This is a genomic window from Aeromonas crassostreae (assembly GCF_054052445.1).
The window spans coordinates 1-18,375 of record NZ_JBSTYM010000038.1; the positions used below are offsets into that span (position 1 = coordinate 1).

An 18,375-nucleotide genomic window follows, 5' to 3' on the forward strand; every position below is an offset into this window, starting at 1 on the left:
AGGCGAAGGCTTTACCGCCGTAGTGCTTGGCCAGCACGTTGGTGATGGCAGCAGTCAGGGTGGTTTTACCGTGGTCAACGTGGCCGATGGTGCCCACGTTTACGTGAGGTTTGGAACGCTCAAATTTTTCTTTAGACACGACGTAGTCCTTCTAGGTTAAACCCGCCTACCGTCGTAGGCGGGGAATCTTAAATTACTTGGATTTACGCTCTTCGATCACGGCCTGTGCGACGTTGGTCGGGGCATCGTGATACTTGGCGAATTCCATGGCGTAGGAAGCACGACCCTGGGTAGCGGAACGCAGGGCAGTTGCATAACCGAACATCTCGGCCAGCGGCACCAGAGCACGTACGATCTTGCCGGACGGGCCATCTTCCATACCTTCGATCAGGCCACGACGACGGTTCAGGTCACCGATCACGTCGCCCATGTAGTCTTCCGGAGTCTCGACTTCCACTTTCATGATCGGTTCGAGCAGAACCGGCTTGGCCTTCATGAAGCCAGCCTTGAAGGCCATGGAAGCAGCGATCTTGAACGCCAGTTCGGAAGAGTCGACATCGTGGTAAGAACCGAAGTGCAGACGCACGCCCAGATCCATTACCGGATAGCCTGCCAGCGGGCCGGACTTCAGCTGCTCGCGGATACCCTTGTCAACACCCGGGATGAATTCACCAGGAATCACGCCGCCTTTGATGTCGTTCACGAACTCGTAGGCTTTGCCTTCTTCCAGCGGGTACATGTCGATCACAACGTGACCGTACTGACCACGACCACCGGACTGCTTGGCGTGCTTGCCTTCGATATCCTTGACGGTATCGCGGATGGTTTCACGGTAGGCAACCTGCGGCTTACCTACGTTCGCTTCTACCTTGAACTCGCGACGCATACGGTCAACGATGATGTCCAGGTGCAGCTCACCCATACCGGCAATGATGGTTTGACCGGATTCTTCGTCAGTCCATACGCGGAAAGAGGGATCTTCCTGCGCCAGACGGCCGAGGGCCAGACCCATCTTCTCTTGGTCAGCCTTGGTTTTCGGCTCAACCGCGATGGAGATTACCGGCTCCGGGAATTCCATACGCTCGAGGATGATCGGCGCTTTCTCGTCACACAGGGTGTCACCAGTGGTCACGTCTTTCAGACCGATGGCAGCAGCGATGTCGCCTGCGCGAACTTCTTTGATCTCTTCACGCTTGTTGGCATGCATCTGAACGATACGGCCGAAACGCTCGCGCTTCTCTTTGACAGAGTTCAGCACGGAGTCACCGGAGTTGACGATACCGGAGTAGACGCGGAAGAAGGTCAGGTTGCCTACGAACGGGTCGGTAGCGATCTTGAACGCCAGAGCAGCAAACGGCTCGTCGTCAGAAGCGTGACGCTCGTCTTTGGTCTCGCCGTCCAGCTTCAGGCCGTCGATGGCAGCTACGTCGGTCGGAGCCGGCAGGTAGTCAACCACGGCATCCAGCATGGCCTGTACGCCCTTGTTCTTGAACGCGGAGCCACAGGTTACCAGGATGATTTCGTTGTTCAGCACGCGCTGACGCAGAGCTTTCTTGATCTCTTCCTCGGTCAGCTCTTCGCCGCCCAGGTATTTTTCCATCAGCTCTTCGGACGCTTCGGCAGCGGCTTCAACCAGATTCATGCGCATCTCTTGCGCCTGTTCCAGCAGCTCGGCCGGCACATCTTCGTAGTCGAAGGTGACGCCTTGGTCAGCTTCGTTCCAGTTGATGGCTTTCATCTTGACCAGGTCAACAACGCCCTTGAAGTTCTCTTCTGCACCGATGTTCAGTTGCAGGGGAACCGGAACGCCTTTCAGACGGGTCTTGATGTGTTCAACGCAGCGCAGGAAGTTGGCGCCGGTACGGTCCATCTTGTTGACGAACGCGATGCGGGGAACCTTGTACTTGTTAGCCTGACGCCATACGGTCTCAGACTGCGGCTGTACGCCACCTACGGCACAGTACACCATCACGGCGCCATCCAGGACACGCATGGAACGCTCTACCTCGATGGTAAAGTCCACGTGACCCGGGGTGTCGATGATGTTGATGCGGTGCGGCTGGAACTGTTTGCCCATGCCGGACCAGAATGCGGTGGTCGCAGCGGAGGTGATGGTGATACCACGCTCCTGCTCCTGTTCCATCCAGTCCATGGTGGCGGCGCCATCATGCACTTCACCAATCTTGTGGCTTACACCGGTATAGAACAGAACGCGTTCGGTAGTAGTCGTCTTACCGGCGTCGATGTGAGCGGAGATACCGATATTACGGTAGCGCTCAATGGGGGTTGTACGAGCCATTGTCATCCTCTTACTAAGGAACCTGTCCCTAGATAATTGAAGGTGCGCAGGATCTTCAGCAGACCCTGCGCAAGCGGATTACCAGCGGAAGTGAGCGAAGGCTTTGTTCGCTTCAGCCATACGGTGAACGTCTTCACGTTTCTTGACAGACGAACCCTTATTGTCAGCGGCATCCAGCAGCTCGCCAGCCAGGCGCTGAGCCATTGATTTTTCACCACGTTTACGAGCGGCATCAACCAACCAACGCATTGCCAGGGCATTGCGACGTACCGGGCGAACTTCTACCGGCACCTGATAGGTTGCACCACCGACACGACGAGATTTAACCTCGACGGCCGGACGAATGTTGTCCAGGGCTTCTTCGAATACGGCCAGGTGCTCTTTGCCAGATTTGGTGGCAATGATGTCCAGGGCGCCATACACGATGGCTTCGGAAACAGATTTCTTACCGTCAACCATTACTACGTTGACGAATTTAGCCAGCAGCTCTGATCCGAACTTGGGATCCGGCAGGATTTTACGCTGACCAACAACACGACGTCTTGGCATTTCAAATTCTCCGTAACTTCAGGGGTTACCCAAAACTAGAAAGTTATCTAACTAGAAACGAATTAACGTTTGGCCTTACTTAACGGAGAACCATTAAGCTTTCGGACGCTTCACGCCGTACTTGGAGCGAGCCTGCTTACGGTCTTTAACACCGGCACAGTCCAACGCACCACGAACGGTGTGGTAACGAACACCCGGCAAATCCTTGACACGACCGCCACGGATCAGCACAACGGAGTGCTCTTGCAGGTTGTGACCTTCACCGCCGATATAGGAGGTGACTTCGAAGCCGTTGGTCAGACGAACACGGCACACTTTACGCAGTGCAGAGTTAGGCTTCTTCGGGGTGGTGGTGTATACACGGGTGCACACGCCACGCTTCTGAGGGCACGCTTCCAGCGCAGGCACGTTGCTTTTTTCAACGAGCTTAGTGCGTGGCTTGCGAACCAACTGGTTAATAGTTGCCATCAAAAGGCTCCTGATAATGACTTCATAAACATGTGAAAAATCCTCCCCGCAGATACGGGGACGCGAAATTTTATGCCCTGTCGCCTAGGGAGTCAAGATTTATACAATCCGTGCCGCAAAAGGACACAGACTCTGGCGCTGACACAGGGTCAAGCCACTGAGTTATAAAAAGAAATCATGACGCTAGCATGACCAGGTATGGGGCGAGTCTTCAGCCTCAATCAGCGCCACCAACTCCCCCATCGTCAGGGGTAGACCGGATCCCTGCCCCAAACCGCGGGCGGCGAGATCCTCGCTCATCACATAGAGCCGCTCCGAAGCCAGTCTGGCTTGCCAGTGCGGACTCACCGCCGCCAGCACCGCATCCTGCATCAGCACCAGTGCGTCCCCCTGGCTGCGATAGCGTAGCGCCTGCTCCAGATCCTGGGTCAGGAAGGGAGAACTCAATATCAGATGGATCATGCTCCCTCTCAGAAACTCAAATGCACGGGATAATCGGCCCAAAGACGCGTCAGCTCGGCCCGGGGCAGGCAGCGCACCTCGATGGCGAGCGCCTCCGGCTGCACGCCCCGCTCCCGCAGGGAGTCGGCACAGACATAGACCTCTTCCACGTCGTACAGCTCGAGCAGCTTGAAGGTGGGCGCATAGTGGCGCTGCAAGATGGACTGGGGCCGCTGATCGGCCAGCAGCTGCAGCACCCCGTCTTCGATCAGAAACAGCGCGACCGCATCGGTCAGGGCCGAGCTGGCCAGCAGAGCATCCAGCCCCTCCCGACCCGCGGCCGAGCCATGGGGGGCATGACGACCGATAAAGGCAATCTTGTTCATGGCAGCTCCTAGAATTGCACGACGCGATCGGCGGTCAGGGCCGCTTCCGCCAGCTGGCCCAGGCCACTGAGGCAGAAGGGCTCCGCCAGGTTGAACTGGGCCTTGCCCACCTCGCTGGCCTGGGTCTGATCCAGTACACCGCGACGCATGGCCGCCGCCACGCAGACATCGATGCGGATCCCCTGCTCGATGGCGAGCTCGGCCCACAGCCGCACCAGATCGACCTCATCGGAGGCCGGGGCATGAAGCTGATTGCCATTGCTCACCCCATCCTGGTAGAAGAAGAGGTGAGACAGGGTATGCCCCTCGGCCAGCAGGGCCCTGGCGAAGCGGTAGGCCGTGCTGGCCGCCTGGCTGCCGTAGGCGGGCCCCGTCACCAGCAGCGCGAAACTCAGACTCATATCCGTATTCCCAAGAGGGTCCCGGGGGACCGGAGACAAAAAAGCCCCTCCGGGAGGGGCTCATCACAGCGCTGCCGGATCAGAGATGGGCAATCGCTTCCACTTCGACCAGCACATCCTTGGGCAGGCGCGCGACTTCGACACAGGAACGTGCCGGGGCGGACTCGCCGAAGTAACGGGCGTAGACCTGATTGAAGGCCACAAAGTTGTTCATGTCGCTCAGGAAGCAGGTGGTCTTCAGCACCTTGCTGGGGTCGGAGCCGGCGGCTTGCAGCACGGCGACCAGGTTCTTCATCACCTGTTCGGCCTGGGCCTCGACGCCACCGCTGACGATCTCCATGGTGGTGGGATCGAGCGGGATCTGACCCGAGGTGAACACCAGCTCTCCCAGCTTGGTGCCCTGCACGTACGGACCGATCGCGGCAGGAGCCTGCTCGGTTGCGATTACTTCTTTAGCCATTCATCTGTCCTCTTCTATGGCGCTCACTCGCTCTCATCTTCACCCTGCTTGCGCTGGCGGATGTAAAGATAGACGGTGTGTTTGGAAATATTGAGTTTGTCGGCGACCAGATTGATCGAATCCTTGATATCGAATATGCCCTTCTCGAACAGCTGGGTCACGATAAAACGATTCTTGGCGTTGTTCGCCACCGTGGGATCCCGGTTGATCTCGTCGATGGTGTTGTCCACCGTCTGGGCGACCAGCTCCTCCACGCTGTTGGCGAAGGTCTCGGGAGACTGACGCTCGACCTGCTGCGGGGTCGGGAAGAACTCGGCCACAAACTCGTGGAACGGCGCATTGATATGCAGGTTGATGCAGATAAGGCCGATCACCTGCTTGTCGCCGTTGCGAATGGCGATGGTGATCGACTTCATCAGCGCGCCGGTCCGGCTGCGGGCGAAGTAGCTTTGCGTATAGTCCTGGCCGGTATTCTCGATGTCCTTGAGCATACGCAGTGCCAGATCCGTTATCGGCGCCCCCTCGTTGCGCCCGGTGTTGAAACCGTTCGCTATCTTGATCACCGACTCGTGCAGATTCTCCAGGGAGTGAAGTACCACCTCACAGTGCTTGCCGAACAGTTCGGCCAAGCCCTCGATCAGCCCCTCATAGGAGCGCAACAATTCCCTGTCTTCGTCTGTAAAAGTGCGACTGACCAGCTGTTCCTCGGGAAGCATTACATCCTCGATACCAACAGTCATCTTTTACCCCTGTAATCACGGTTACCTGACCCGAGTTTTCAATTGCGCACTGGCAATGTCAACTTTTTTTGATTTTTTGCTCTATAACCTTGCACTGGATCATCTGCTGCCCCGCGACGGTGCAGGCCCGGACCGGTGCACAGACAACAAAAAGGGCCCCTTGCAGGAGCCCTTTTTCAATCACGACAACGGAAGATTACTCTTCGTCGAAGCTACCGGATGCGTTGAGCAGATCCGCCAGATTTTGCTGGGCTTCATCGGCAGTCACCTGCGGCACACCGACAGCACGGGCTGCGGCGGCACGCTGGTTGATCCGGCTGTGGTGGTAGGCAAAGCCGGTACCCGCCGGGATCAGACGACCCACGATCACGTTCTCTTTCAGGCCACGCAGTTCATCACGCTTGCCGCCAACGGCCGCTTCGGTCAGAACCCGGGTGGTCTCCTGGAAGGAGGCCGCGGAGATGAAGGACTCGGTGCTCAGAGACGCCTTGGTAATACCCATCAGGATATGACGGTAGGTGGCCGGGATCTTGCCCTCGGCAACCAGCTTACGGTTGGCAATCTTGACGCGAGCCACTTCAACCTGTTCGCCTTCGATCAGATCGGTATCGCCGGCGCTCAGGATCTCGCACTTGCGCAGCATCTGACGCACGATGACTTCGATGTGCTTGTCGTTGATCTTAACGCCTTGCAGACGGTAAACGTCCTGCACTTCGTTGGCGATGTAGTTGGCGACCGGGCTGATACCGCGCAGACGCAGGATGTCGTGAGCAGACTCAGGACCGTCCGCCAGCACTTCACCCTTCTCAACTTTTTCACCTTCGAACACGTTCAGGTTACGCCACTTCGGAATCATCTCCTCGTAGACGTCGCCACCATCGGTCGGAGTGATGACCAGACGGCGTTTGCCCTTGGTCTCTTTCCCGAAGGAGATGGTACCGGAGATCTCGGCCAGGATGGCCGGTTCCTTCGGAATACGTGCTTCGAACAGATCCGCAACGCGCGGCAGACCACCGGTGATGTCCTTGGTACCGCCGGATTCCTGCGGGATACGTGCAACCGCGTCACCCACACCCACGTTGGCACCATCTTCCAGGTTGACGATCGCCTTGCCCGGCAGGAAGTACTGGGCGGCGACGTCGGTACCCGGGATCATCACATCCTTGCCGTTCAGGTCGACCAGTTTCACGGTCGGACGCATCTCTTTACCGGCGCTCGGACGCTCGTTGACATCCAGCACGACGATGGAGGAGAGACCGGTCAGCTCGTCGGTCTGACGGGTGATGGTCACGCCATCGATCATGTGTTCGAACTGGAGGCGACCCGCCACTTCGGTGATGATCGGGTGGGTGTGCGGATCCCAGTTCGCCACGGTCTCACCGGCCGTCACGGCCTGACCGTCTTTCACTTCCAACACGGAACCGTAAGGCAGCTTGTGGCTTTCCTTGGTACGGCCCATCTCGTCCATGATGGTCAGTTCGGTAGAACGGGAGGTGATAACCAGCTTGTCTTCGCTGTTGTGAACGAACTTGGCGTTCTGCAGCTTGATGCTACCTGTGTTCTTGACCTGGATGCTGCTCTCGGCAGCGGCACGGGATGCGGCACCACCGATGTGGAAGGTACGCATCGTCAGCTGGGTACCCGGTTCACCGATGGACTGGGCGGCGATAACACCGACAGCCTCACCCTTGTTAACCAGGTGACCACGGGCCAGATCACGGCCGTAGCAGTGAGCACAGTTGCCGAAGTCAGTCTCACAGGTGATGGCAGAACGTACCTTCACGCGGTCGACGGAGTTGCGCTCCAGCAGGTCACACAGCTGCTCGTCGAGCAGGGTGTTGCGTGCTACCAGCACTTCGTCTTCGGTGCCCGGCTTGATCACGTCATCGGCCACCACACGGCCCAGCACGCGCTCACGCAGCGGCTCGACCACGTCGCCACCTTCGATCAGCGGAGTCATCCACAGACCTTCGGTCGTGCCGCAATCGTCCTCGGTGATCACCATGTCCTGTGCCACGTCGACCAGACGACGAGTCAGGTAACCGGAGTTCGCCGTCTTCAGTGCGGTATCCGCCAGACCCTTACGAGCACCGTGAGTGGAGATGAAGTACTGCAGTACGTTCAGACCTTCGCGGAAGTTCGCGACGATCGGGGTCTCGATGATGGAGCCATCCGGCTTCGCCATCAGGCCACGCATACCGGCCAGCTGACGGATCTGGGCGGCGGAACCCCGCGCCCCGGAGTCGGCCATCATGAAGATGCTGTTGAACGATGCCTGCTCTTCTTCTTCACCCAGGGAGTTGACGTTACGCTCTTTGGACAAGTTCTCCATCATGGCCTTGGAGACGCGCTCGTTGGCGCTGGCCCAGATATCGATAACCTTGTTGTAACGCTCGCCCGCGGTCACCAGACCGGACAGGAACTGGTCCTGGATCTCGGCGACTTCGGCTTCGGCTGCCGCGATGATGTCTTTCTTGGCATCCGGGATGACCATGTCATCGATACCAACGGACGCACCGGACAGGGCCGCGTAGTGGAAACCGGTATACATCAGCTGGTCGGCGAAGATAACGGTGTCCTTCAGGCCCTGCTTGCGATAGCAGGTGTTCAGCAGACGGGAGATGAGCTTCTTGCCCAGCGCCTTGTTGGATACACACTTGATCCAGTTCTGCGGATTGGCATCGAGATCGGCCTGCTCGGCAGCAGTCAGCACCTTGGGCTCGTCGATCAGGGCGTATTCCATGCCTTTGGGCAGGATCAGGCTCAGGATCGCACGACCGACTGTGGTGTTCTTCATCTCGGTGTGTTCACGCAGAGAACCGTCTTCCTGACGCAGGTATTCGGTGATGCGTACTTTCACACGAGCATGGAGATCGGCCAGACCGGCGCGATACACTTTCTCGGCTTCTTTCGGGCCGGCCAGCACCATACCTTCGCCCTTGGCGTTGATACGGGCACGGGTCATGTAGTACAGACCCAAGACCACGTCCTGGGAAGGAACGATGATCGGCTCACCGGAGGCAGGCGACAGGATGTTGTTGGTAGACATCATCAGCGCACGCGCTTCCAGCTGGGCTTCCAGGGTCAGCGGTACGTGGACCGCCATCTGGTCACCATCGAAGTCCGCGTTATACGCAGCACAGACCAGCGGGTGCAGCTGGATGGCCTTGCCTTCGACCAGGGTCGGTTCGAATGCCTGGATACCCAGACGGTGCAGGGTCGGTGCACGGTTCAGCAGCACCGGGTGTTCGCGGATCACTTCGTCCAGGATATCCCAAACGACAGCTTCCTCGCGCTCCACCATCTTCTTGGCGGCCTTGATGGTGGTCGCCAGACCGCGGGTTTCCAGCTTGCCATAGATGAAGGGCTTGAACAGCTCGAGCGCCATCTTCTTCGGCAGACCGCACTGATGCAGGCGCAGGGTCGGACCAACTGTGATAACGGAACGACCGGAGTAGTCGACACGCTTACCCAGCAGGTTCTGACGGAAACGACCTTGCTTACCCTTGATCATGTCGGCCAGGGATTTCAGCGGGCGCTTGTTGGAACCTGTGATGGCACGGCCGCGACGGCCGTTGTCCAGCAGGGCATCGACGGACTCTTGCAGCATGCGCTTTTCGTTGCGCACTATGATGTCCGGCGCAGCCAGGTCCAGCAGACGCTTCAAGCGGTTGTTACGGTTGATCACGCGACGGTACAGATCGTTCAGATCGGAAGTCGCAAAACGGCCGCCGTCCAGCGGTACCAGCGGACGCAGGTCCGGCGGCAGCACGGGCAGCACTGTCATGATCATCCACTCCGGCTTGTTGCCGGACTGCAGGAAGGCTTCCATCAGCTTCAGACGCTTGGTGGTCTTCTTGCGCTTGGTCTCGGAGTTGGTCTGATCCAGCTCCTCACGCATGGTCTTGACTTCACCTTCCAGATCGATGGCGCGCAGCAATGCCAGGATTGCCTCGGCACCCATCTTGGCGTCGAATTCGTCGCCCCACTCTTCCAGTGCGTCCAGATAGTTCTCTTCGGACAGCATCTGGCTGCGCTCGAGGTTGGTCATGCCGGGTTCGATAACCACATAGGATTCGAAATACAGCACGCGCTCGATGTCACGCAGGGTCATGTCCAGCAGCAGACCGATACGGGACGGCAGGGACTTCAGGAACCAGATGTGGGCAGTCGGGCTGGCCAGCTCGATGTGGCCCATGCGCTCGCGACGGACCTTGGTCTGGGTCACTTCCACGCCGCACTTCTCGCAGATCACACCACGGTGTTTCAGGCGCTTGTACTTGCCGCACAGACACTCGTAGTCCTTCACCGGTCCGAAGATACGGGCGCAGAACAGACCATCACGTTCCGGCTTGAAAGTCCGGTAGTTGATGGTCTCAGGCTTTTTGACCTCACCGAATGACCAGGAGCGGATCATGTCAGGAGAGGCCAGACCGATCTTGATACTGTCAAACTCTTCGGTCTTGGTCTGAGCCTTCAAAAACTTGAGTAAGTCTTTCACGTGTTTCCCCTGTCAGGAGTCTAACCTCGGCGCCCCTGCTGCCAAAACAGCGGGGCGCCCACGTCAATTCTCGAACAATAAGAGCGGACTCTTACTCTTCGTCCAGCTCGATGTTGATACCCAGAGAGCGAATTTCCTTCAGCAATACGTTGAAGGATTCGGGCATGCCCGGCTCCATACGGTGGTCGCCATCCACGATGTTCTTGTACATCTTGGTACGGCCGTTCACATCGTCAGACTTGACGGTCAGCATCTCTTGCAGAGTGTATGCCGCACCGTAAGCCTCCAGGGCCCACACTTCCATCTCACCGAACCGCTGACCACCGAACTGCGCCTTACCACCCAGCGGCTGCTGGGTAACCAGGCTGTAGGAACCGGTAGAACGCGCGTGCATCTTGTCGTCTACCAGGTGGTTCAGCTTCAGCATGTACATGTAACCCACGGTGACCTTGCGCTCGAAAGCGTTGCCGGTACGACCGTCGAACAGGGAGATCTGACCGGATTCCGGCAGGTCCGCCAGCTTCAGCAGCGCCTTGATCTCACGCTCTTTGGCGCCGTCGAAGACAGGTGTTGCCACCGGCAGGCCCTTGCGCAGGTTACCGACCAGGGTACGCACGTCATCGTCAGACAGCTCGGCGATGTTCACTTGCTGAGTGTCCTTCTCGCCCAGGTCATAGACCTTCTGCAAGAATTCACGCATCTCGTGCAGCTCGCGCTGTTCCTTGATCATGCGATCGATCTTCTCGCCGATGCCCTTGGCCGCGAGACCCAGGTGCACTTCGAGGATCTGACCGATGTTCATCCGGGACGGTACGCCCAGCGGGTTCAGTACGATGTCGACCGGACGGCCAAACTCGTCATGGGGCATGTCCTCGACCGGGCAGATCTTGGAGATAACACCCTTGTTACCGTGACGACCCGCCATCTTGTCACCCGGTTGGATGCGACGCTTGACGGCCAGGTAAACCTTGACGATTTTCAGTACGCCCGGCGCCAGATCATCACCCTGGATGATCTTGCGACGCTTGTTCTCGAACTTCTTGTCGAAGTCGGCGCGCAGCTCGATGTGCTGTTCGGCGATCTGCTCCAGTTCGATTTGCTTGGCTTCATCGTCGATGGCCAGTTCAAACCACTTGGAACGATCGAGCTTGTTCAGACGATCTTCGCTGTAACCGGCGGCCAGCAGCAGGTTGCGAGTACGGCCAAATACGCCGTCTTCCAGGATCTTGAACTCTTCGGTCAAGTCCTTCTTCGCTTCCTTCAGCTGCATCTCTTCGATTTCTTTGGCGCGCTTGTCTTTTTCCACGCCATCGCGGGTAAAGACCTGCACGTCGACCACGGTACCGTACACACCGTTCGGCACACGCAGGGAAGAGTCCTTCACGTCGGACGCCTTCTCGCCGAAGATGGCGCGCAGCAGCTTCTCTTCCGGGGTCAACTGGGTTTCACCTTTCGGGGTGACCTTGCCGACCAGGATGTCGCCGCCCTTCACTTCGGCACCCACGTAGACGATGCCGGACTCGTCCAGTTTGGACAGCGCGGCTTCACCCACGTTCGGGATGTCGGCAGTGATCTCTTCCGGACCCAGCTTGGTGTCACGGGAGATACAGGCCAGTTCCTGGATGTGGATGGTGGTCAGGCGATCTTCCTGAACCACACGCTCGTTCACCAGGATCGAGTCTTCGAAGTTGTAACCGTTCCACGGCATGAAGGCGACGCGCATGTTCTGGCCCAGTGCCAGTTCACCGAGATCGGTGGACGGACCATCAGCCAGCACGTCACCGGCCATCACCGGCTCACCCAACATCACGCACGGACGCTGGTTGATACAGGTGTTCTGGTTGGAACGGGTGTACTTGGTCAGGTTGTAGATGTCGATGCCGGCTTCGCCAGGCAGCAGCTCATCTTCGTTGACCTTGATAACGATACGGGAAGCATCGACATAGTCGATCACGCCGCCACGCTTGGCCACCACGGTTACACCGGAGTCAACGGCCACGGCGCGTTCCATACCGGTACCTACCAGCGGCTTGTCGGCACGCAGGGTCGGTACGGCTTGACGTTGCATGTTCGAACCCATCAGGGCTCGGTTCGCATCATCGTGCTCCAGGAAGGGGATCAGGGCCGCTGCCACAGAGACGATCTGTTGCGGGCTCACGTCCATGTACTGGATCTGATCGGCGTTCATAAAGGTGGATTCACCCTTGTGGCGGCACGGGATCAGTTCATCTTTCAGGCGACCATCTTCGCTGACTGCCGCATTGGCCTGAGCGATGACGTACTTGCCTTCTTCGATGGCGGACAGGTAATCCACTTCGTCGGTGATCAGACCGTCGATGACCTTGCGGTACGGGGTCTCGAGGAAACCGTACTCGTTGGTGCGGGAATACACGGACAGCGAGTTGATCAGACCGATGTTCGGACCTTCAGGGGTCTCGATGGGGCACAGACGACCGTAGTGGGTCGGGTGTACGTCTCGCACTTCGAAGCCGGCACGCTCACGGGTCAGACCGCCCGGGCCCAGCGCGGAGATACGGCGCTTGTGGGTCACTTCGGACAGCGGGTTGTTCTGGTCCATAAACTGGGACAGCTGGCTGGAACCGAAGAACTCCTTGACCGCGGCGGAGATCGGCTTGGCGTTGATCAGATCCTGCGGCATCAGGGTGTCCAGATCGCCCAGAGAGAGACGCTCTTTCACCGCACGCTCGACACGGACCAGACCGACACGGAACTGGTTCTCGGCCATTTCACCGACGGAACGGATACGACGGTTACCCAGGTGGTCGATATCGTCCACCTCGTCATTGCCGTTACGGATGTCGATCAGGCGCTTCATGACTTCGACGATGTCGTCTTTGGTCAGGGTGCCCACGCCGGTCTCGTCTTCACGGGACAGACGGCGGTTGAACTTCATCCGACCCACGGTAGACAGGTCGTAACGCTCGGAAGAGAAGAACAGGTTTTCGAACAGCTGCTCTGCCGCTTCACGGGTGGGCGGCTCGCCCGGACGCATCATGCGATAGATCTCGACCAGCGCTTCCAAACGGTTGGAGCTGTTGTCGATACGCAGGGTCTCGGACATGTAGGCACCGTGGTCCAGTTCGTTGGTGAACAGAACCTCGAAGTGCTTGAAGCCGGCTTGGGACAGGTTGGCGATCGCTTCCAGGCTCAGGGCCTGGTTGGCGGTCACGACCATTTCGCCAGTCTGGGGATGTGCGTAGTCCTTGGCTGCAACTTTGCCAACAACATACTCCACCGGCACCTCGATCTGGGTGATGGCGTCTTTTTCCAGCTGACGGATGTGGCGGGCGGTGACACGACGACCGGTTTCGACCACTACGGTGCCATTGGCAACGATGTCGAAGGTCGCGGTTTCGCCACGCAGGCGCTCGGGCACCAGATCCATCATCAACTTGCCATCCTTGACTTCGAAACCTATGGTCTCGAAGAAGGTGGCCAGGATTTCTTCGGAGCTGAAGTCCAGGGCGCGCAGAATGATGGACGCCGGCAATTTACGACGACGGTCGATACGGACAAACAGGTTGTCTTTCGCATCGAACTCGAAGTCCAGCCAGGAGCCACGGTAGGGGATAACGCGGGCGTTATACAGTACCTTACCGGATGAATGTGTTTTGCCTTTATCGTGGTCGAAGAAGACGCCCGGGCTGCGATGCAGCTGGGAGACGATGACCCGCTCGGTACCATTGATGACAAAGGTGCCGTTTTCGGTCATGAGCGGAATTTCGCCCATGTAAACTTCTTGTTCCTTGATGTCTTTGACGGTGCCGGCAGCTGCTTCACGGTCGTACAGAACCATACGAAGCTTGACACGCAGCGGCGCGGAGTAGGTCACTCCACGGATCTGGCATTCTTTTACGTCAAATACCGGCTCACCCAGGCGATAGCTGACATACTGAAGCTCAGCACTACCGGAGTAACTGGTGATCGGGAAAACGCTACGGAAAGCGGCCTCTAGGCCATATTCACCTTCCGGGTCAGCCTCGATGAACTGCTTGAAGGAGTCCAGCTGAATGGACAACAGATAAGGCGTGTCCAGTACCTGGTCTCGCTTACCGAAGTCCTTACGAATGCGTTTTTTTTCGGTATAAGAGTAAACCATAGGGTTCCTCAGCTCGCTGATAAGTGACCCACTCTGTCCCGCAGGACAGCTCTGTCTCAACACCGTTTTGTGTTGACCGGGCGATAATGCGGCCCGGTTTGCTGGTGCACCGAGAGTCGCAAACGGTGTGAAAATGCTCTCAGTCTACAGCGCAAAAAGGCTGGTGAACAAAAATTCACCAGCCCTAGCCTGTTTTATCAGGCTAATCTACATGAATGCAGATTATTTGATCTCAACAGAAGCACCGGCAGCTTCCAGCTCTTTCTTCAGAGCTTCGGCTTCGTCTTTGGAGATGCCTTCTTTCAGGTTAGCCGGGGCAGCTTCAACCAGATCTTTGGCTTCTTTCAGGCCCAGACCGGTAGCGGCACGAACGGCCTTGATGACGGCAACTTTGTTGGCACCGGCAGCAGTCAGAACTACGTCGAACTCGGTCTTCTCTTCTACTGCTTCAGCAGCCGGACCGGCAGCAACAGCAACAGCGGCAGAAACACCGAACTTCTCTTCCATAGCTTCGATCAGCTCAACAACTTCCATTACGGACATGGAAGCAACGGCTTCGATGATTTGGTCTTTAGTGATAGACATGACAAAAATTCCTGATGTTGAATAAACTCAAACAGCCTAAATAGGTAAGAATCAAGCAGCAGCTTGCTTCTGATCGCGGACAGCAGCGATAGTACGAACCAGCTTGCCAGCAGAGGCTTCCTTCATGGTAGCCATCAACTTCGCAATTGCTTCATCGTAAGTCGGCAGGGTAGCCAGACGATCAATTTGTGCTGCGGCGATAAACTCACCGTTAAAAGCGCCAGCCTTGATTTCGAACTTTTGGTTCGCTTTGGCAAACTCTTTGAACAGACGAGCGGCAGCGCCCGGGTGTTCGTTAGAGAAAGCAATCAAGGTCGGACCGGTCAATACGTCGTTCAGGCACTCGTATTCGGTACCTTCTACCGCGCGACGCAGCAGGGTGTTACGCACAACGCGCATGTACACACCGGCTTCACGAGCGGTTTTACGCAGGACGGTCATCTTGTCGACAGTCACGCCACGGGAATCGGCAACAACTGCGGACAGTGCGCCTTTGGCAGCTTCGTTGACTTCAGCAACAATTGCCTTTTTGTCTTCGAGTCCTAATGCCATTGGCTTAGCTCCTGGATTGAATCTGGGCCACCGAGACCCAGTACTGATACATCCCCCTGTTGCCAGAGGGAACGATGCGGTGGCAGGATTCCAGAAGAGAAAAGTCTTTCTCGCTGGGTTTCCGGCACCGTCTACGCAGGAAATATTAAGGCGTTGCCGCCTCCTGCGGTCTTGGACGGAGGTCGAAACCCCCAACCAATCAAGGCGCAAAATTATAGATTAAATTTTGCGCCTTGTAAAACCCATCAATTAGGCCTGAGCTTCCAGGGAAGCTTGGTCTACAGCAACACCGGCACCCATGGTGGTGGAGATGCTGACTTTCTTGATGAAGATACCTTTGGCGGAAGAGGGCTTGCCTTTTTTCAGGGCAACCAGCAGCGCTTCCAAGTTTTCTTTCAGCTGAACTTCGTTGAAAGAAACCTTACCCAGAGTGGTATGGATGATACCATTCTTATCATTGCGGTAACGGACCTGACCGGCTTTGGCGTTCTTCACGGCCTCGGCAACGTTCGGGGTCACGGTACCCACTTTCGGGTTAGGCATCAGGCCACGCGGGCCCAGGATCTGGCCCAGTTGACCAACAACGCGCATGGCATCCGGGGATGCGATCACGACGTCGAAGTTCATCTCACCTTTCTTGACCAGCTCGGCCAGGTCGTCCATACCAACCAGGTCAGCACCGGCAGCCTTGGCGGCTTCGGCGTTGGCACCCTGGGTGAATACGGCAACGCGAACGTCACGACCGGTACCGTGCGGCAGCACAGTGGCGCCACGAACGTTCTGGTCGGATTTACGAGCGTCGATACCCAGGTTGACAGCGACGTCAACGCTTTCAACGAACTTGGCAGTGGCCAGTTCTTTCAGCAGGGCAATGGCTTCGTTGATGCCGTACTCTTTGGTACCGTCAACTTTTTCGCGAATAACGCGCATACGCTTGGAAATTTTAGCCATTGTCTTAATCCTCCACTACCAGACCCATGGAACGAGCGGAGCCTGCGATGCAACGTACTTTTGCATCCAGATCGGCACCGGTCATGTCCGGCTCTTTGGTCTTGGCGATTTCTTGCAGCTGAGCAACAGTCACCTTACCAACCTTGTCTTTGTTCGGCTTGGCGGAACCAGACTGGATACCAGCGGCTTTCTTCAGCAGGAAGGAAGCGGGCGGGGTCTTGGTTTCGAAGGTGAAGGAACGGTCGCTGTAAACGGTGATCACGACCGGAGTCGGTGAGCCTTTTTCCAGCTTCTCTGTACGGGCGTTGAATGCCTTACAGAATTCCATGATGTTGACACCGTGCTGACCCAGGGCCGGACCGACGGGGGGGCTTGGGTTGGCACTGCCAGCTTTAACTTGCAGCTTGATATAAGCTGTGACTTTCTTAGCCATTACAAAAATACCTCAAAAATGGGTTCAAACGCCTCGGAGACTTGCTCCTGCAAACGGCTCCCCAGCTAATAAAGGGGCAGCGAATTATAGAGATAATCGCTGCCCCTGACAACCGTTAAACGTACAGAATTCAATCAGCCCTTTTCGACCTGACCAAAATCCAGCTCGACCGGTGTCGAGCGGCCAAAGATCAGGACGGAGACCTTTACGCGGCTCTTTTCGTAATCCACTTCCTCGACGGTACCGTTGAAATCCGCGAACGGACCATCGGCAACACGCACCATCTCACCCGGTTCAAACAGGGTCTTCGGACGCGGCTTGTCGTGGGAGTCTTGCAGACGATTGAGGATGGCATCGGCTTCCTTGTCGGAAATCGGCGCCGGGCGGTCGGAAGTGCCACCGATGAAGCCCATTACACGCGGTACGTTACGCACTAGGTGCCAGGTGGTTTCATCCATCAGCATCTGAACCAGCACATAGCCCGGGAAGAACTTGCGCTCGCTCTTGCGCTTCTGGCCGGCACGCATCTCGACCACTTCTTCGGTCGGCACCAGCACTTCGCCAAACATGTCTTCCATGCCATGCATCTTGATATGTTCGCGCAGAGACTTTGCAACCCGGCCTTCATAGCCGGAGAATGCCTGTACGACATACCATCTCATACGTTGTTCACGTTGTTCAGTCATGGCTAATCCTTACACGCCGGTAATCAAGTTGACCAACCAGACCAAGGCGCCGTCCAGAACGAACAGCAGCAAGCCCATGATGGCGGTCACCGCCAGCACAATCAGGGTTGTCTGAATGGCTTCCTGGCGGGTTGGCCATACGACCTTGCGGACTTCCAGGCGAGACTCACGGGCGAAAGCCAGTGTTGCCTTACCCTTGGTGGTTTGCAGGGCTACCGCACCAGCGACAGCAATGACAACGACCACACCCAAGGCGCGGACGGCAGCGGCTACGTCGTGCAGCAGATAGTTACCCACTACAGCGGCCGCCAGGATAATGAAAACCAGGCCCCAAAGCAGGGTATCCTTGCTTCCGCCCTGATTCTCAGAACTCACACTCATACAACCTACCTGTATCTGACGTTACCAAAGACACAAAAGCCCCGTACGAGACGAGGTGCATGGCAGGGGCGGAGGGATTCGAACCCCCAACCATCGGTTTTGGAGACCGCTGTTCTACCAATTCGAACTACGCCCCTGCATAAGAAAGCCCCTATTATAGGGGCTTTGCTTTATTTATGTAAGCCAAGATTAAGCGATAACTTTGGCTACAACACCAGCACCTACGGTACGGCCACCTTCACGGATGGCGAAACGCAGGCCGTCGTCCATCGCGATCGGTGCGATCAGGGTAACAACCATCTTGATGTTGTCGCCCGGCATGACCATTTCTACGCCTTCCGGCAGTTCGATGGTGCCAGTCACGTCGGTGGTACGGAAGTAGAACTGCGGACGGTAGCCTTTGAAGAACGGGGTGTGACGAC

18 protein-coding genes and 1 tRNA gene are annotated in these 18,375 nt (G+C 57.2%); all 19 read right to left on the bottom strand.

The genetic code is table 11. From position 1 onward, the window contains the following. Positions 1-139, bottom strand: a 139-nt coding sequence (locus ACW5W4_RS18055; RefSeq protein ID WP_244463733.1) for a GTP-binding protein, incomplete at its 3' end; no start/stop codon positions are given. 54 nt (positions 140-193) lie between these two features. Next, positions 194-2,299, bottom strand: a complete 2,106-nt coding sequence (gene fusA / locus ACW5W4_RS18060) for an elongation factor G (protein ID WP_427261266.1) — start codon at positions 2,297-2,299, stop codon at positions 194-196. A gap of 78 nt (positions 2,300-2,377) precedes the next feature. Next, positions 2,378-2,848: a 30S ribosomal protein S7 gene (rpsG, locus tag ACW5W4_RS18065; protein ID WP_041997835.1), complete on the bottom strand. Its 471-nt coding sequence runs from the start codon at positions 2,846-2,848 to the stop codon at positions 2,378-2,380. Positions 2,849-2,941: 93 nt separating this feature from the next. Beyond that, entirely contained in the window at positions 2,942-3,316 is a 375-nt protein-coding gene (gene rpsL / locus ACW5W4_RS18070; RefSeq protein ID WP_084205426.1) for a 30S ribosomal protein S12, read from the bottom strand. Positions 3,317-3,499: 183 nt separating this feature from the next. After that, entirely contained in the window at positions 3,500-3,778 is a 279-nt protein-coding gene (tusB, locus tag ACW5W4_RS18075) for a sulfurtransferase complex subunit TusB (protein ID WP_456690315.1), read from the bottom strand. 8 nt (positions 3,779-3,786) lie between these two features. After that, positions 3,787-4,143 carry a sulfurtransferase complex subunit TusC gene (gene tusC, locus ACW5W4_RS18080; RefSeq protein WP_408795947.1) on the bottom strand — a complete coding sequence of 119 codons (357 nt, stop codon included), beginning with the start codon at positions 4,141-4,143 and terminating at the stop codon, positions 3,787-3,789. Between the two features lie 8 nt (positions 4,144-4,151). Continuing rightward, on the bottom strand, positions 4,152-4,544 hold the full coding sequence (gene tusD, locus ACW5W4_RS18085) for a sulfurtransferase complex subunit TusD (protein WP_408795949.1): 393 nt from the start codon (positions 4,542-4,544) through the stop codon (positions 4,152-4,154). 79 nt (positions 4,545-4,623) lie between these two features. Next, positions 4,624-5,004: a RidA family protein gene (locus ACW5W4_RS18090; RefSeq protein WP_408795951.1), complete on the bottom strand. Its 381-nt coding sequence runs from the start codon at positions 5,002-5,004 to the stop codon at positions 4,624-4,626. 23 nt (positions 5,005-5,027) lie between these two features. Next, positions 5,028-5,744, bottom strand: a complete 717-nt coding sequence (locus ACW5W4_RS18095; protein ID WP_041997847.1) for a helix-turn-helix transcriptional regulator — start codon at positions 5,742-5,744, stop codon at positions 5,028-5,030. Positions 5,745-5,940: 196 nt separating this feature from the next. Continuing rightward, complete coding sequence (gene rpoC / locus ACW5W4_RS18100; RefSeq protein WP_408795952.1) at positions 5,941-10,245, bottom strand: DNA-directed RNA polymerase subunit beta'; 4,305 nt, start codon at positions 10,243-10,245, stop codon at positions 5,941-5,943. 91 nt (positions 10,246-10,336) lie between these two features. Beyond that, positions 10,337-14,365 (bottom strand): DNA-directed RNA polymerase subunit beta, encoded by a 4,029-nt coding sequence (gene rpoB, locus ACW5W4_RS18105; protein WP_408795953.1) that lies wholly within the window; start codon positions 14,363-14,365, stop codon positions 10,337-10,339. Between the two features lie 222 nt (positions 14,366-14,587). Beyond that, entirely contained in the window at positions 14,588-14,950 is a 363-nt protein-coding gene (gene rplL / locus ACW5W4_RS18110; protein WP_408795954.1) for a 50S ribosomal protein L7/L12, read from the bottom strand. 51 nt (positions 14,951-15,001) lie between these two features. Further along, positions 15,002-15,502 carry a 50S ribosomal protein L10 gene (gene rplJ / locus ACW5W4_RS18115; RefSeq protein ID WP_041997855.1) on the bottom strand — a complete coding sequence of 167 codons (501 nt, stop codon included), beginning with the start codon at positions 15,500-15,502 and terminating at the stop codon, positions 15,002-15,004. Positions 15,503-15,751: 249 nt separating this feature from the next. Next, positions 15,752-16,453 (bottom strand): 50S ribosomal protein L1, encoded by a 702-nt coding sequence (rplA, locus tag ACW5W4_RS18120; RefSeq protein WP_408795955.1) that lies wholly within the window; start codon positions 16,451-16,453, stop codon positions 15,752-15,754. Positions 16,454-16,457: 4 nt separating this feature from the next. Then, the gene (gene rplK, locus ACW5W4_RS18125) at positions 16,458-16,886 is read right to left on the bottom strand and encodes a 50S ribosomal protein L11 (protein ID WP_016352267.1); all 429 of its coding nucleotides are present in this window, start codon (positions 16,884-16,886) and stop codon (positions 16,458-16,460) included. Between the two features lie 134 nt (positions 16,887-17,020). Beyond that, positions 17,021-17,572 carry a transcription termination/antitermination protein NusG gene (nusG, locus tag ACW5W4_RS18130; protein WP_041997860.1) on the bottom strand — a complete coding sequence of 184 codons (552 nt, stop codon included), beginning with the start codon at positions 17,570-17,572 and terminating at the stop codon, positions 17,021-17,023. Positions 17,573-17,581: 9 nt separating this feature from the next. After that, entirely contained in the window at positions 17,582-17,953 is a 372-nt protein-coding gene (gene secE / locus ACW5W4_RS18135) for a preprotein translocase subunit SecE (protein WP_041997862.1), read from the bottom strand. Between the two features lie 60 nt (positions 17,954-18,013). Then, positions 18,014-18,090 (bottom strand) — tRNA-Trp (locus tag ACW5W4_RS18140). A gap of 52 nt (positions 18,091-18,142) precedes the next feature. Next, positions 18,143-18,375 (bottom strand): EF-Tu C-terminal domain-related protein (locus ACW5W4_RS18145; RefSeq protein WP_456690316.1); only part of this gene is annotated, 233 nt, incomplete at its 5' end.